This window comes from Amycolatopsis sp. NPDC051903, assembly GCF_044452505.1.
Taxonomy (GTDB): Bacteria; Actinomycetota; Actinomycetes; order Mycobacteriales; family Pseudonocardiaceae; genus Amycolatopsis.
Window position 1 is genome coordinate 301,206 of the sequence record NZ_JBITBT010000003.1, and the last position, 16,082, is coordinate 317,287.

Sequence of the window (16,082 nt, forward strand, 5' to 3'; positions counted from 1 at the left end):
GTCGGCTGGTGGAGGAGTCACCTCGCTACCACTGGTGACCGGCGAGGGGGCGGGTCCACCCGTGCTCACCGAGCTCGCCTGCGGTGGCGGAACCGGAGTGTTCCCGGTGTTCGTGCCGGTGTTGTTCAGCCCGGTGCTATTCGCACCAGTGGTGGCATCGTTGTTGCCACTGCTGATGTTATTCGCACCGGTGTTGCTGCCTGTGTTGCCAAGTCCGGTGTGGTTGGCGCCAGTGTTGCCGGCACTGGTGTTATTCGCACCGGTGCTGGTTCCGGTGCTACCAGGACCGGTGGTGTTCGAGCTGATGTTGTTCGCACCAGTGCGGTTGACACCAGTGTCGCCGGGACTGGTGCTATTCGGACCAGTGTTGGTGCCGATGTTGCCAGAACTGGTGTTATTCGCGCCGAGGTTATTTGCGCCAGTGTGGTTGCCACCGGTGTCGCCGACGCTGGTGTTATTCGCACCAATGTTGGTGTCGCTGCTACCAGGACTGGTGTTGTTCGCACCGAGGTGGTTGGTGCTGATGTTGTTGGGTCCGCCGGTGTTGGTCGCGGTGTTCGAGCCGGGGCCGGTCGTGGTGTTCGAGCTCGAACTGTTGGTACCGGTGGTTCCGGCGCCCGTGTTGCCGGTGTTGGTCGCGGTGGTCGAACTTGTGTTGTCGGCGCCTGTGTGCGGGTTGCCACCGCCGGTGGTGTTCGTGCCGGAGGTGTCAGTGGTGGTGTTCGGGTTTGCTGTGGTGCCGGTGTTGTCAGTGCCGGTGTTGGTGTTCGTGTCAGTGGTCTCGGTGTTGGTGATGCCGCTGGTTGAGCCGGTGTTGGATGTGCCTGGGTTCGGGTTGGCGGTCGAACCGGTGTCGCCGGCGGTGGTGCCTGGGTTGTGGGTGTTGGAGTTGTTTGTGGCGGTGTTGGTGGAGGCCGTGTTGGGGTTGGTGCCGTTGGAGTTGGAGGCTCCGGTGTGACCGCCGGAGTTCGTGCCGCCGTCTGTGTTGGTGCCTGCGCCGGTGTTCGCTCCGGCGGTTGAGCTCGCATCGGTGTTGGTGTTCGCGCCATTGGTGTTTGTGGCGGTACCAGAGTTCGCACCACTGCCGGTGTTCGTGCCGGTGTCGCCGCCCGTGTTCACGCCATTGGTGTTTGTGGCGCCGCCAGAGCTGTCGGGGCCGTTGTTGTTGGCGCTGCTGTTGCTCGGGCCAGTGCCGTGGTTGGCACCGGTGCCGGTGTTCGCGCTGCCGCCGGTATCACCGCCGCCGGTGTTGGCAGCTGCGCCGTTGGCACCACCACCGGTTTCGCCGCCATCACCAGTACCGCCGGCAGCGCCGGTGCCGCCAGCGCCACTGCTTCCGCCACTACCTCCGGCACCGCCACTACCCCCAGCAGCAGGTGGCGGAGGTACCGACAGAGTGATGTTCGAATTCCCCAACCCACCAACATCCCCCAGATCACCAGCACCATTCGGCCCCTTCGCGGTCGGCCCGTCGCCGCCGGTGAACTTGTCGTGGAGGTGCTGGCCGGCGTGGTGGGCGCCGTGGGTGGCGGCGCCGGAGAGGCCGCCGTTGAGGGCGCCCCAGCCGAGGCTGTCGGTGTCGCCGCCGAACAGGGCCGCGCCGGCGCCGCCGACGACGACCTCGGTGGTGGCTTCGTTGGCGGCGGCGCCGAAGACGTTCTTGCCGAACTTCGTGCCGAACTTGCCGTCGAGCTTGTTGAGCGCGCCGTGGAAGTTGTGGGCGAACGCGCCGCCGATGCCGCCCAGCACGCCGGACTGCCAGATGTCCTTGCCGTCGAGGCCGTGGCGGTTGCCTTGCGCGATCTGGATGATCTGCGCGAGCATCTCTTCCGCGATCTCCTCCGCCGCTTCCTCCGCGGTGGCCATCGCGAGGTGCGCGGCGAGGTTCATCAGGCGCTGCATGAGCGTCCGCTCGATCTCGACGATCGCCGTGCGGCCCATCGCGAAGATCTCCGGCACGAGCGGCATCGTGAACGGGTTCGACAGCGCCCAGATGATGTCGGCCGCCGTGACCGCGATCGCGATCAGCATGCTGTACTTGGACTTCTCGACGTCCAGCGCCTGCTGCCGCAACGCCTGCGCCTGGGCCTGCGCGCTCGCGATGAACTGCTCGCCCATCGTGCCCAGCTTCGTGGCGAAGTCGAGGAAGTTCTTCTGCACGTCGCCGCCGACGTTGGCGGCCACGCGCTCCGCGAGCTGGTTGAAGCCGGTGCCGGCGTCGGCGATGCGCTGGGCGACGTCGTCCCACTCGTCGGCCAGCGCGCGCATCGCGTCCTCGTCGCCCTGCGGCCAGGCGTCACCCGCGATGATGTAGAAGATCCAGTTCAGGCTCGGATCCACCATCAGGCTCATCGCGGGTTCACCTCCTCAACGGCACCGAAAGAGCTAGGAACTCACTTCGCCGGCTTCTGCGGCGTCTGCTTCTCCAGCGGGTGGAACGTCGCCGGCTCCAACGGCGCGTTCCCACCACCTCCGCCACCACCGGCGTCCACGTTGAGCTGCGAGAACGCCGTCCACAGCTGCGAAGCCGCCCTAGTCGCGGCCTCGTCGACGTCGCGGAACGAGTCGGCCGTGTCCCGCACCGCGCCCGCCGTGCCGTCCACCGCCTTGGCCCACGCGTCGACCCCGGTGAAGATCTTGCCCACGGCCTCGAGGTGCACGTTGGCGAAGTTCTTGCCGTTCTTGTCGTCGCCCGTCGCGGCCAGTACCCGGCCCGGCTGCGCCAGGTCGTGGATGCGCTGCGCGAGGTTGTGCAGCTCGCCCGCCTTCTGGGTGAACCCGCTCGAGCTGCTGGTGAGCCCGTCGGCGTCCACGAAGAACTCGTCGCTCACGACTCCTCCATTCCGGGAACCCGTCCCGAGAACAACGACCGCACGTCCACGCGGCCGTTCACCAGGTCCTGCGCGTCCAGCCCCGGCGGCAGCATCGGCGCCAGCGCCTCGGCCGACGCCGAAATCGACTTCTGCCGCGCCTCCTCCACGGTCTTCACGATCACCGACGCCAGCTCGGCCGGCGCCATCCGCTTGTACGCGGGGGTGGGGAACGAGAGGTCCGTCAGCTCGCCGGTGCGCGACACCGTCGCGGTCACCTCGCGCCGCGCCGACGTGACGGTGGTGGTGAGCGCCTCGACGTGCTTGCGGGTCTCGTCGTAGCGCTCGCGTTGCCGTTGGTACGCCCCAAGTGCTTCTTCCAACATCTTCTGGTAAGGCGCGTTCATCGATTACCTCCTACCTCAGCCAACCGACGCCAGGCCGGGGCCCAGCGCCAGCGCTCCGGTCTCGGGCGGGCGGATGCCGCGCAGGTCGGCAGCCGCGAGCGTGCGCGAAGCCGCCGCGATCGACAGCGTCCGCGCGAGTTCGTGCGCCGCGTACACGGTGTGCTCCGACGCCGCGGCCAGCTCGTGTCCCAGCGCGTCGCGGACGTCATCGGGCACGTCGTGGCCCCGGCGCACCAGCAGCCGCACGGCGGCCTCGGCCAGTTCGTCCACTGTGTACTCACCGAGCTCCCAGCCGACGGTGAACGAGCTCCGCAGGGATGGCACCAGCCCCAGCAGGTCCGCCACACGCCGCGTCTCGCCGGTCAGCACCACAACCGGGTCGGCCGGACGCCGTGTCACCGCCTCCGCGACGGCCTCCACGACCTCGGCTCCCGAGCTGTGCGGAGCGATCTCCCAGTCACCGTCCACATCGAGCACGAGCACCCCGCCGCTCGCGTCGTCCAGCGCCGTGCGCACGAGGTGCTCGGCCTGCCCCGGCCAGCGCGGGTACAGATCCGCGGCCACGGAGCAGCGCACGAGCTGCCCGACGCTCACCAGCCCCAGCTCGGCCAGGCTCAGCGCGTAGAGCTTCGCGAACTCGGCGCGCCCGGAGCCGCGTTCGCCGCTGATCACGAGGTTGGCCAAGTGCCCCAACGGCTGGCGCTCCTGCTTGAGCGCACCCAGCCGAACCAGCTGGGCCTGCGCGCTCTCCCGCACCGACAGCTGGCCGACGAGGTTCCGCAGCCGGTTCCAGCCGGTGCTCGCACCGACCGCCGCCTGGGGGTCCGACCCCACCGAGATCGCCGAGGCGGCCGCCGCCGGCAGCTGCGAGAGCTCCGCGCCCAGGTCGTCGGCGGTGAGCCGGTTGAGCTCCGAATCCTTCGACGGCGGGTGCAGCGCCAGCCGCGACGCCTGGTTGTTCACCATGGCCTCGAACAGCTTGCGGGCGACGCGGCCGTTGCCGAACGTCGAATCCTTCGGCACGCGCTCGAAGTACTCGCGCAGCGCACCGATCGCGTCGTCGGTCAGCTCGTAGTAGTGCTTGCGCGTGAGGCCCGTGGTGATGGTGACGAGTTCGTCGACGCTGTAGTTCGGGAACTCGATCGTGCGCGTGAACCGCGACGCCAGCCCGGGGTTCGACTGCAGGAACTGCTCCATCTGCTCGGAGTAGCCCGCGACGATCACGACCAGCGAATCGCGCTGGTCTTCCATGATCTTCATCAGCGCGTCGATGGCTTCCTGGCCGAAGTCCGGACCGGACCCGCCCGTGCCCGCGGCCAGCGTGTAGGCCTCGTCGATGAACAGCACCCCGCCGATGGCCTTCTCGACCACCTCGGTGGTCTTGATCGCCGTCGAACCGATGTACTGGCCGACCAGGTCCTGGCGCGCGACCTCGATCATGTGGCCCTTCGACAGGATGCCCAGCTCCGCGAGCACGGTGCCGTAGAGCCGCGCGACCGTCGTCTTACCGGTGCCGGGCGGGCCCGCGAACACGAGGTGGCGGCTCATCGGCGGCATCGGCAGGCCCATGCGCTCGCGCATCTGTGACATCTTGATGAGGTTGATGAGGCCCGTGACCTCCTTCTTCACCCCCGAGAGGCCCACCAGCGACTCGAGCTCGCCCAGCGGCCCGTCGAGCACCTCACCCGCGGCGTCGCTCACGGTCTGCTCGGAGGGCTGGTCCGGGATCGCGGGCAGCCCGACGGACAGAGCACCGCGCACCTGGTCGGTGCTCACGTTCTCGACGCTCGCCTGGTCGTCCTCGAGCCGGCGCACGGACTCGCCGCCCGCGTCGTTGACCACGCAGTCGCGGATCGTCACCGGCTCGCGCGTGTCCACGCGGAACCCGTCCTCACCCGCACCCAGCACCTCGCACTCGACGAGCGACGCGCGCGAACCGTCCTGCAGCACCACCCCGGTGCGCCGGGCCCCGCGCACCCGGCAGCGGGAAGCCGTGAGCACGGCGCCGGGCGCGACGGTGATCCCGTCGGCGTCCGGCTCGGCGATTTCGCAGTCCTGCAACGAGTTCTCGGCCGTGCCCGCGACCTTCAGGCCCGCGCCGCGCACGAGCACGGAGGTGAGCGACGACGGCGCGCTCGCCCCCAGCACCACGGCGTGCTCGGCGCTGGAGCCCACGCGGATGTCGGACACGGTCAGGCCCGCCGACTCCGTGACGTCCAGGCCGAGTTCGCGGCCCGTCTCGAGCGACGCGTCGGCCAGCTCCAGCCGCGACTGTCCGGAAAGGACGATGCCAGGCCCGCTTTCGACGGTGAGCCGCAAGCCGTTGATCGTCACGGCCGAATCGGCGCTGACCACGACGGCGGTCTGGGTGGAGCCGCGCACGGTCGCGCGTTCGAACTTCGGCGTCGCCTCGCCGTCCACCAGGATCGCGACGGGCGAGCCCTCGAACGTGCAGTCCACGAACTGCGGTGCCGCGTTCGCCGTCGCCTGCACGGCGTTGCGCTCCGCGCCGGAGAACACGCACTCGCGCAGCAGCGGCGCTGCCGATGCGGCCACGTGCGCGGCCTGCATCGGCGCGGACAGGAACTGCGAGCTCGCCACGGACACGCGGCCCTGGCTGGTGAGGTAGAGGTCGACGTTGGCGCTCTCGCGCACGGTCAGTCCGGTGATCGTGGCGCGGCCCTGCTGCTCCACGACCATCGCGGGCTTCTGCGCGCCGGTGATCTCGCAGTTCTCGACGACCGCGACGGCCTCGCCGTTCACGCAGATCCCGTTGCCCTGCGGACGGCGCACCACGCAGCGGCGCAGCACCACGGAGCCGACCTCGGCCACCACGATCCCGGACGACGCGGCGTCGGTGATCTCCGTGTCCTCGATCGTGCTCTGCGCCGGCGACGCGACGACCACGCCGGCCCCCGCCGTGCTCGTGACAGTGCAGCCGCGCAGCGCCAGCTGGCCCTGCAGCCGCGCGAGCAGCGTCGCCCACGAAGCCCCGGAGATCCGGCAGTCGTCCAGCGCCGCCTCGCCGCGCACGACGTCGACGGCCACGAGGTTCGCGTCGGTGGTGGTGAGCGTGAACCCGCTCAGCTGCACCGCTTCGGCGTTGGCGACGAGCACGCTGCCCTCGCTCGCCACGACCTCGACGGTGCCCGCGCCCCGCTCGGCGACCAGCGACACCATGCGGTCCACCACGAGGTTCTCCTCGTAACGGCCCGGGTGCACGCTGATCGTCGCCCCCGGCTGCGCCTGCGCCAGCGCGGCGCCGATGGTCGGGTACGCCCCCGCCCGATCACCGGCGACCACGAGCAACTGTCGGTTCATCGAATCCGCCTCTCCACCCTCAGACCAGTCCCGGGAGCGCCCCGAACCGCGGCGCGGCCACCTCGTCGATCGGCGCGCGGCCGTCGGCCTCGGCCCACACCTCGAGCTCCCGGCGCAGCGACACCAGCGCCAGTTCGTCGAGCGAGATCCGGTCGGACGCGACCTTGCCCGTCTCGTCCACCTCGCTCGACGTCAGTTCCCGCAGCAGCACCAGCCCGCGCAAGCCCTCGGCGGGCTCGCGCAGCTCCAGCACCTTGAAACTCGTGCCGGGTACGAACAGCACCCGGTTCTCCACCCCGCCCTGGGCGGGTTCCAGCAGCTTCGTGCGCCGCGCCGTGATCGACCAGACCAGCACGTCGGTGTCACCGTCCAGAGTGGACGTCGGCTGCGTGAGCGTGTTGAGGAAACCCCATTCGGTCACAACCTTCTGCGACCGGTACAGCTCCCATTCGCCCTGGGCCAGGTTCGCCGCGAACGTCGCCGGCCCCCGGTGCGACGGCAGCCGGCTCAACCCCGCCACCACGCAGCGCGCGATCGGCACGTGCGGGCCGTTGGCGCCGGTCCGCAGGCCGCCGTCGATGGCCGCGCCCTTCACCGACAGGTACAGCTGCACGGCCACCGCGTCGGTCAGCACCTCGGCCGTCGAAGTGGACAGCGCGCCCTGGAAACCGGGGTGCTGGGACAGGATCCGCGCGGCGGCGTTGGACATCAGGCCGTACTCGGCGCCGAGGGACTTGCGCAGCCACTCGCGCTCCTTCTCGGCGCCGCGCTTCGGGAGCAGCGCCGTCGCTTCGGCACCGGGGGTGGGCTGGAGGCGCGCTTCGCCCCTCGCACTCGGCACCGGCTCAACGGGCTGCTCGACGACCTCAGGCTGCGCGGGCTTTTCGCTCTCCGCCGGTTCCGGGCCCTTCGGTGCTTCCACAGTGGACGACACCGGCGACACTCCGGCGGGCGGGGTCGCGGCGGGCGGCACCCCCACGGGCGGCGTGGCCACCGGCGGCAGGGCCGGCGGGGTCACGGGCCCGCCTCCGGGCAGCGACGGCATCCCGGCCGGCGGCGCGGCGGGCGGAATCGGCGCGGCGGGGCCGGCGAACCCGGCAGGCGGAACAGCGGCCGGCACCGGCGCACCCGGATCGGCGACTCCGCTCGGTGTCTTCGCATCGGCGCCCGGCTTCTCTGCTGCGGGGCCTTCCGCGCCAGCCTGAGGAACAGCCGGAGGAACCGGCGCGCCCGGGCCAGCGAACCCGCCGCCTCCGGCGACGCCGGATCCGGCAGAAGGCGTGGCCGGGCCCGCCGAGCCATTCTCCTGCAGGGACTCCTCCGCCGCGGGCGCTTCCACACCAGCCTGAGGAACCAGCACGGCCGGACCGGCAAACCCGCCGCCTCCGGCAACGCCGGATCCCGCCGAAGGCGTCGCCGGCTCGGCCGAGCCGCGCCGCTGCCGGGACTCCTCCGCCGCGGGGGCATCCACACCAGCCTGAGGAACCAGCACGGCCGGACCAGCGAACCCGCCGCCTCCGGCAACGCCAGATCCGGCCGAAGGCGTGGCCGGGCCCGCCGAGCCATTCTGCTGCAGGGACTCCTCCGCCCCGGGCGCGGGCAAGGGCGGAACCAGTGCGGCCGGGCCAGCGAACCTGCCGCCTTCAGCGACGCCGGATCCGGCCGAAGGCGTGGCCGGCTCGGCTGAGCCGCTCTGCTGCTGGGACTTCTCCGCCATGGGGGCATCCACACCAGCCGGAGAAACCGGCGCGGCGGGACCGGCCAACCCACCGACCCCGGCAACGCCGGATCCAGCCGAACCCGTGGCCGGCTCGGCCGAACCGCGCCGCTGCCGGGACTCCTCCGCTGCGGGCGCTTCCACACCAGCCGGAGAAACCGGCGCCGCGGGACCGGCAAACCGGCCGGCCCCGGCGACGGCGAATCCGGCCGAAGGCGTGGTCGGGCCGGCCGAGCCCGTGTTCTGCCCGGACTTCTCCGCCACGGGGCCTTCCCCACCAGCCGGAGAAACAGCTGGAGGAACCGGCACGGCCGAACCGGCGGAACCGTTCTGCTGCTGGGACTTCTCCTCCTCAGAACCCGCGAGAGCCTCCGGCGCTTCGACCTTCCCGTCCGCGGGCGTCTCCGCAGCCTTCTTCTCCGGCCCAGCCGGCGCGGCGTGGCGACCGCCGGGGGAGCGCGGCGGTGCCGGCGTCCCCGCGAGCTCGGCGGGGGGAGGGACCAGCGGGGGCCGCGCCGAGGTGATCGTGATCGGCGAGTTGACGGTGGCCAGCGCGTTCGGCAGGCCGAGGCCCGGGTCGAGGCGCTGGGTGATCGTGGGCTCGGCGCGCAGCAGAGCGGGCTCCGGCGTGGCCTCGACCTCGAGCTCCGCGGCGGGCCGGTAGGCGCGCGGGACGACGACCTCCGTCGGGCGCGGCTCGGCCAGTGCGGGGGCCGGGTCGCCCTGGCTGATTTCGGCGAGGGCCTTGGTGGGGGCCTGGCTACGCGAGCGTTCGGCGAGCAGCGCGGTCGCCGGCAGGACGCGGCTCATGCGGCGCGTGTGCTCGTCGAGGCGGGCCAGCAGGTCTTCGGCCAGCGTGCGCATGCGGACGACGGAATCGTCGCCCTCGGCGTCGAACGTGAGGTTGTTGACGGAGGTGTCGAGCGTTATCGCGCGCACGGCCGGGGTGTCGCGGCCTTCGCACGGCGAGCGCACCAGCAGGCCCGACTGCACGACCTCGATCACGGCGTCCGGCGAGTACCAGTACACGGCGGGCGCGATTTCCTGGAGCCCGTGGATCGGCGCCCGGTGGCTGATCAGCCGCGGCATCGGGGCGGGCGCGCCCTGCGCCGAGCGCGGCTGGTAGCCGATCTCGCGGGCGAAGGTGGTCCAGCCGAGGCGGCCGTCGAAGAGTACGGTGCGCACGTCGAGCAGCTGCGCCGAGCCGACGGGCAGGCCGCTGTAGAACGCGACCTCCTTACCCAGCAGGTCGGCCAGCGCCTGGCCCAGGGTCGTGCCGGCGGGCACGGACATCGGGCCGTACTGGACGAAGCGGGCGTTCGCGCGGACGCTCTCGGGCAGGCGCACCCACAGGCGGGCCGCATCGTCGAGCGTCAGGGGTGGGCTGCCGGGACAGCCGAGCACGATGGCCATCGTGTCGTGCTGCGCGGGCAGGCCCTTGACCAGCGCGGCGCGGTGCGCGCGCTGCTGCTGGTCGAAGCCGACCGGACGCACCCACAGCCCGCCGGGCAGCGGTTCGGCGACGCCGCGGGAGCTGGTGGACGTGAGCTCCGCCGTGAGGCCGGAGTCCCACGCCGGGCGCGGGAAGCGTTTGGCCTCCCACTTCGGCGGGCGGCCCGGCTGGAACTTCACCCAGCCGCTGCCGCGTCCGGAGTGGACGAACAGGGCGCCACCGGCGCTCGGGATCACGGAACCGTCGGGCGCGACGACGGTGCGGTTGATCCGCTCCGACAGCCACTGCCCGGCCAGCGCCGACGTCTCCCGCGAACGCCCGCCGATCACGAGCCGCACGCCGCGGCGGCGGCGCGGCAGGACCTTCGCCACCGACTCCCACAGCGCGATCGGCGAATCGACCGGCAGGTCCACGACCACCAGGTCGTGCTCGGTGTCGGCCGCGACGCCCAGCGCCAGCGCCTGGGCCTCGTCGGTCATCCCGGACGCGGGGTGGACGACGAGCGCGTTCCCGACGGTCTGCTTGTCGAGGGTGGCACCCGAAGCACCGGTCCCGCGACGCACGAGCGAGAGGTCCATGGTCACCTTCGTCCTTCCTGACGGCCCGCGCCGGGCCTGCCGGTCATGTCCACAGTGGTCGGTTCAGGTCACGTGGCGCACGGTGTGCTGGGGCCCGCCGGGCACCCCCGCCGGTGCGGACGGCGCGCTGCCGCCGGTGTGGTGCGCGATCAGGCCGTAGACGAAGAACCCGACCGCGATCAGCAGGGCCAGCGCGACCCCGACCAGCAGGCCCGTCCAGGCCCGCTTCGCCGGGACGTCGAGGTGGCTCGCGTCGCCGAGCACGAGCGCCGAGGTCATCCGTCCGATGAGGAACGAGTACGCCTCGACGTGATCCTTCTGCGTCTGCACCACTTCAGCTCACCCCGTTCACGCCGTGAGCCCGACGGCCCAGCCGTAGACCCCGTAGAGCTGCAGCAGGATCGGGATCACCGCCACCGCGCTCAACGTCTCGGTCCAGTTGGCGAGGTGGCCCCAGATCGGCAGCAGGCGCCGCGGCGGCGGCCGCAGCATCGCCAGCACCAGCAGGAAGAACACCAGGATCAGGCCGGCCGCCGAGGTGCCGCGCCAGCTGGGCTCGAGCGGCGCGATCAGCGACAGCGCGAGCAGCACCAGCCCGATCGAGCCGGCGGCGGCCAGCGGCACCCGCTGCCACGCGCCGAGCAGCGCGCGCGAGCGCATCAGCACCGCCGCGGAGACCAGGAACGCCAGCAGTTTCGGGAACAGGTCCTGCTCGGCCAGGAACGGGAACGCGCAGGTGAACACCACCGCCGAAGCGATCGAGAAGATCGTGAGGTACCCGTCGGCGTAGCCGGTCTGCTTCACCATCTGCTCGGCGGGCGCGGGCTCGATGTCGTACTGCAGCTCGGTGGCGGTGCGCGGCAGCTGCGGCCCGCGGATGCGAGCGAACCGGATCCCGACGCGCGGCGCGAACACCATGAATCCGATGAGGACGGTCGAGACGAGCCCGGCCGTCTGCACCGTGGTGAACCCGGCGCCGAGGTGCAGCCACATCGCGATCGCGCCGGCGACGCCGATCGCCACGACCGTGCCGAACGGCACGAACGGCAGCCCCGGTGACCACGCGGCGCGCCCGCCGATCGCCAGGCCGCCCGCGAGGGCGAAGGTCAGCGAGCCGACGAGGACCGGCGCGCCCTGCAGGTCGAACGCCGCGTCGAGCCCGGCCACGCCCACGGCTCCGGCGACGCCCGCGAAACCGCAGCCGCCGAGGCCGAGCAGCAGGAGCAGCGCCTGGTCGTCCGACCGGACCCCGCACGCCACCGCGGCCACGAGCAGGCCGAGCGCGACGACCGCGGACCCGATCGACGACAGGCCGAGCGAACCGGGCATGAGCAGCACCCACGCCAGCACGGCCTGCGCGAAGATCGCGAAGCCGAGGAACAGCCAGCGGTTGAACTCGGGCTTCCACCGGCCCGGCCGGCGGCTCACCGCCGTGGCCATGCCGTCGGCGATGTCGTCGAAGTCCAGCTCCGGCAGCGGGTCCTGGCGCGGGCGCAGGTGGAACTCCTCGCCCTCCTTCCAGTCCAGCGACTCCGGCGTGCCCGCCGCGTCGAGCGGGGCCTCACCGAGGCGCTGCAGCACCCACGTCTCGGCGAGGTCCTCGCGGCCGCCGGTGTGGCGCAGCAGCACCGGGAGCAGGCTCGTGAGCGGCACCGACATCGGCACGGCCAGATCGGCGCGGCCCTGCGGCCCGTACACCGTGATGCGGCAGAGCTCGCCCTGCATGGTCGTCAACGTCCGCTCCTTCCAGCAGCGTCGGTAACCCTCTCGGTAACTGTCCTCATCGGAGCCCGCCCACCAGTTGCTGCTGCCCGGCTTCCGCGCCCTGGGGCACGTAACCGGTCTGCACGAGCTTCACGCCGCGGCGGGTGACCAGCTGCGCGCGGCCGGCGGGCAGGGTGCGCGGCGCGGCCTCGCCGAGGAACTTGCCCTCCTCCTTGGGGTAGGAGAAGACGACGCCCGGGCTGCCGAGCTCCCACAGGCGGCGGATGACCGGGTCGGCCATCGCCCGCATCGCGCCGGAGGTGCTGCGCGCCACGATGAGGTGGAAGCTGATGTAGGAACCCTGGGCCAGCAGCGACAGCAGCGGGTCGAGCGGCGAGCCGAGGCCGGTGGTGAGCAGCTGGTAGTCGTCGACCACGAAGAACAGCCGCGGCCCGGTCCACCAGTCGCGGCGCTTGAGCCGCTCGGCGGTGATGGACTGGTCGGGCACGCGCGGGGTCATCGACACGCTCGCCTGGTTCGCCAGCTGCTGCAACGCTTCCGTCGTGGTGGCGTAGCCGACGCGGTAGGCCTCCGGGACCTCCGTGTCGAGCGTGCGGCTGGGGTCGGCGAGCACGATCTTCGCCTCGCTCGGCTGGTAGCGCGCCAGCAGCGAACGCAGGACCAGCCGCAGCAGGTTGGTCTTGCCCGTTTCGGAGTCGCCGAACGTCAGCAGGTGCGGGGTGGCCTCGAAGTTGTGCCACACCGGGAGCAGTCGCTGCTCGTCCTGGCCCAGCGCGATCCGCAGGTCGCCGTCGGGCCGGGGCAGCTCGCCGATCGGCAGCGTGTTCGGCAGCATCCGCACCGCCGGCGCCTTGCGGCCCGGCCAGAACGTGTGCACCTCTTCGGCCACGGCCTTCGTCGCGGCGGCGAGGTCGTCGGTGGCGGAGCTGCCGTCCATGCGCGGCAGGGCCGCCAGGAAGTGCAGGCCGTCCGGCGTGAGGCCGCGCCCGGGCTGGTTCGGCACCGTCTTCGCCTTGCGCGAGCCGATCTCCGACTCCATCGGGTCACCGAGGCGCAGCTCGAACCGCGTCTGCAGCAGGTCGCGCAGGTACGGGCGGATCTCCGACCAGCGCGTGGACGCGATCACCACGTGGATGCCGAACGACAGGCCGCGCGAAGCCAGCTCGCCGATCTTCTGCTCCAGCTCGCTGTAGTCGTTCTTGAGGCTGTACCAGCCGTCGATCACGAGGAACACGTCGCCGAACGGGTCGTCGACCTGGCCGCGCCGGCGCAGCTGCCGGTAGGCCTCCATCGACTCGACGCCGCGGTCGGCGAACAGGTTCTCGCGGAACTCCATGACCTGCGAGATCTCCTCGATGGTCCGCACCACGCGGTCGCGTTCGAGGCGCGTGGCCACGGATCCGACGTGCGGCAGGCCGTTGATCGACATGATGCCGCCACCGCCGAAGTCCAGCCCGTAGAACTGGACCTCCTCGGGGGTGTGCGTCATCGCCAGCGCCAGCACGAGCGTGCGCACCACGGTCGACTTGCCCGTCTTCGGACCGCCGACCACGCCGACGTGCCCGGCCGCGCCGGACAGGTCGGCCAGCAGCAGCTCGCGCACCTGCTCGAACGGCCGGTCGATCATGCCCATCGGCACGCGCAGGCGGCCCCAGTGGGCCGGGTCCTGCACCGACATGCCGCGGACCGGGTCGGGCAGCACGCTGGGCAGCAGCGAGTCGAGGCTCGGCGACTCCGCCAGCGGCGGCAGCCACACCTGGCGCGCGGCCGGGCCCGCACCGGTGAGGCGCTCGACGAACACGTCCGCCAGCGTCGGGCCGTTGGGTGCCGCCGCTTCGAGAAGCTCCACATCGGACTTCTTCTTCTCGGCGGGGTCCGGCTCGTCGTCGCGGACGATGAAGCGGCTGGGCCGCGCCTGGGTGAAGAACGGGACCACCTCGCGGCGCACGCGCGCGGCGTCCGCGTGCGCCTCGCCGCTGCCGGCCGGCACCGGGCCGGAGACGTACGCGGCCTTGAACCGCACGAGGTTCGTCGTGTCGATCTTCAGGTAACCGTTGCCCGGCTCCGAGGGCAGCTCGTAGGCGCTGCCGACGCCGATCACACTGCGGGACTCCATGGAGGAGAACGTGCGCAGCGCGATCCGGTACGACAGGTGGCCCTCCACGCGGTGGATGCGGCCCTCGTCCAGGCGCTGCGACGCGAGCAGCAGGTGCACGCCGAGGCTTCGGCCCAGCCGGCCGACGGACACGAACAGCTCCATGAACTCCGGCTTCGCGCTCAGCAGTTCGGAGAACTCGTCCACCACGAGGAACAGCGTCGGCATCGGCGCCAGCTGCTCACCGGCCGCGCGCGCCTTCTCGTACTCGTACAACGAGGGGTACCCGCTGGCGCGCAGCTGTTCCTGGCGGCGCACCAGCTCGCCGTTGAGCGAGTCCTGCATGCGGTCGACCAGCGGCAGCTCATCGGCCAGGTTGGTGATCATCGCCGAGGTGTGCGGCAGCCGGTCCATGCCGAGGAACGTGGCGCCACCCTTGAAGTCCACCAGCACGAAGTTGAGGATCTCCGACGAGTGCGTGGCCGCGAGCCCCAGCACGAGCGTGCGCAGCAGCTCCGACTTGCCCGAGCCCGTCGCGCCGATCAGCATGCCGTGCGGGCCCATGCCGCCCTGCGCCGACTCCTTGAGGTCCAGCTCGACGATCTCGCCCTCTTCGGTCACGCCGATCGGCACGGACATCCGCGCGCGCTGCACGGCGCGGGGCCGCCACTGCGCCGGAACGTCGAACGAGTGCACGTCCTTGATGTTCAGCAGCGCGGTGAGGCCGAAGTCGCTCTCCAGCGGCTGTTCCGCGATCTCCAGCGTGCCGCTCGTGCGCTTCGGCGCGAGCAGCCGCGCGAGGCCTTCGACCTGCGTCACGGACAGCTCGTCGCGCAGCGCCGAACCCACGCCGGTGCCGGCCGGGAACCCGACCAGATCGTCCTTCGTGGACAGTCGCAGCACCTTAGGTCCGCCGGGCAGCGCGCCCGTGATGTCGAGCAGCACCACGTTGCGCAGGCCCGCGCCGACCAGCCGCGAAGACTCCGGGATCGGCGCCAGGTGCGCGACGATCACCACGAGCGGTTCGGTCGTGGTCGGGCCCACCGACTTGTCGTGGTCGTCGCGGTCGGCGACGTCGGGGCCGAGGATGTCCATCAGCTCGTCGTGGTCGGTCGCGAGCAGCCGCAGCGGACCGGCCGCGTCGCGCAGCGCCGGGTGGTTGTTGTGGGGCAGCCACTTCACCCAGTCCCACTGCGACTGCGCGGCCTCGGTCGTGAGCACGGCGACGCGCAGCTCGTCGGGCGAGTGGAAGGTGATCAGCTGCGCGAGCATCGCCCGCACCAGGCCGACCGCCGCCTCGGGGTCGCCGTCGAACTCGACGCTGGTGAAGCTGCGCAGTCCCACCGCCGTCGGGATGCCCGACAGCGTCCGGTACGTCTCGGTGAAGCGGCGCAACGAGATCGCCGACAGCGGGTCGAGGTCCTCGATCGGCTTCGTCACCGGCGGCACGAGCTCCAGCGCCGACTGCTGCGAGCCCAGCCCGATGCGCACACGCCCGAAGTCGTCGTGGCTCACGCGCCGCTCCCACAGGCGCGGCCCCATCGCCAGCGACCACAGCGAATCGGGCGACGGATTGTTCCACGCCACCGCCCGCCGCTGCTGCTCCGCCGTCGACCGCGCCCGCTCCCGCACCTGCGCGATGTAGCGCAGGTAGTCGCGGCGCTCGGCCTTCATCTTGCGCTTGCGCTCACCCGCACTGCGCGACAGCTGGCCCAGGCTCATCGCCATCATCGACACGCCCATGCCGCCGCCGAGCACGTACGTCATCGGCGAACTGCCGCCGACACCCGAGAACGCCAGGATCATCACCATCGACCCGATGCCCATCGGCAGCATCATGAGCAGCGAGTTGAAGTCCCGGGCCGCCGGCTCGGCGAGCACCGGCGGTTCCTGCAGGCCCTCCTGCCCCTCGGGCAGCTCCGGACCCGCGACCCGCGGGCCGCGCTTCACCGTTTCCGTACTCACCGGTGCACCTC

The 16,082-nt window shown here is 71.7% G+C and carries 9 protein-coding genes; 2 read left to right on the top strand and 7 right to left on the bottom strand.

The genetic code is table 11. From position 1 onward, the window contains the following. Nucleotides 1–61: 61 nt before the first annotated feature. The gene (locus ACIA77_RS09015) at nt 62–958 is read left to right on the top strand and encodes a hypothetical protein (protein WP_395885240.1); all 897 of its coding nucleotides are present in this window, start codon (nt 62–64) and stop codon (nt 956–958) included. 942 nt (nt 959–1,900) lie between these two features. Beyond that, nucleotides 1,901–2,314 carry a hypothetical protein gene (locus ACIA77_RS09020; RefSeq protein WP_395885241.1) on the top strand — a complete coding sequence of 138 codons (414 nt, stop codon included), beginning with the start codon at nt 1,901–1,903 and terminating at the stop codon, nt 2,312–2,314. Between the two features lie 79 nt (nt 2,315–2,393). Here ACIA77_RS09020 and ACIA77_RS09025 read toward each other — a convergent pair whose 3' ends face one another. The 7 genes from ACIA77_RS09025 to eccCa are packed head-to-tail and all read right to left on the bottom strand — an operon-like array spanning nt 2,394 to nt 16,071. Next, a complete protein-coding gene (locus ACIA77_RS09025; RefSeq protein ID WP_395885242.1) occupies nt 2,394–2,831 on the bottom strand; it encodes a hypothetical protein in 438 nt (145 codons plus the stop codon). Continuing rightward, complete coding sequence (locus ACIA77_RS09030; RefSeq protein ID WP_395885243.1) at nt 2,828–3,217, bottom strand: YbaB/EbfC family nucleoid-associated protein; 390 nt, start codon at nt 3,215–3,217, stop codon at nt 2,828–2,830. Before ACIA77_RS09030 ends, ACIA77_RS09025 begins: the two co-directional genes overlap by 4 nt. A 15-nt stretch (nt 3,218–3,232) precedes the next feature. Continuing rightward, entirely contained in the window at nt 3,233–6,538 is a 3,306-nt protein-coding gene (locus ACIA77_RS09035) for a right-handed parallel beta-helix repeat-containing protein (protein ID WP_395885244.1), read from the bottom strand. A 19-nt stretch (nt 6,539–6,557) separates the two neighbouring features. Beyond that, nucleotides 6,558–10,292 (bottom strand): hypothetical protein, encoded by a 3,735-nt coding sequence (locus tag ACIA77_RS09040; RefSeq protein WP_395885245.1) that lies wholly within the window; start codon nt 10,290–10,292, stop codon nt 6,558–6,560. 57 nt (nt 10,293–10,349) lie between these two features. Beyond that, the gene (locus ACIA77_RS09045) at nt 10,350–10,616 is read right to left on the bottom strand and encodes a type VII secretion protein EccB (RefSeq protein WP_395885246.1); all 267 of its coding nucleotides are present in this window, start codon (nt 10,614–10,616) and stop codon (nt 10,350–10,352) included. A gap of 18 nt (nt 10,617–10,634) precedes the next feature. After that, on the bottom strand, nt 10,635–12,011 hold the full coding sequence (eccD, locus tag ACIA77_RS09050; protein ID WP_395885631.1) for a type VII secretion integral membrane protein EccD: 1,377 nt from the start codon (nt 12,009–12,011) through the stop codon (nt 10,635–10,637). A 55-nt stretch (nt 12,012–12,066) separates the two neighbouring features. After that, entirely contained in the window at nt 12,067–16,071 is a 4,005-nt protein-coding gene (gene eccCa / locus ACIA77_RS09055) for a type VII secretion protein EccCa (protein ID WP_395885247.1), read from the bottom strand. Nucleotides 16,072–16,082: the final 11 nt, after the last annotated feature.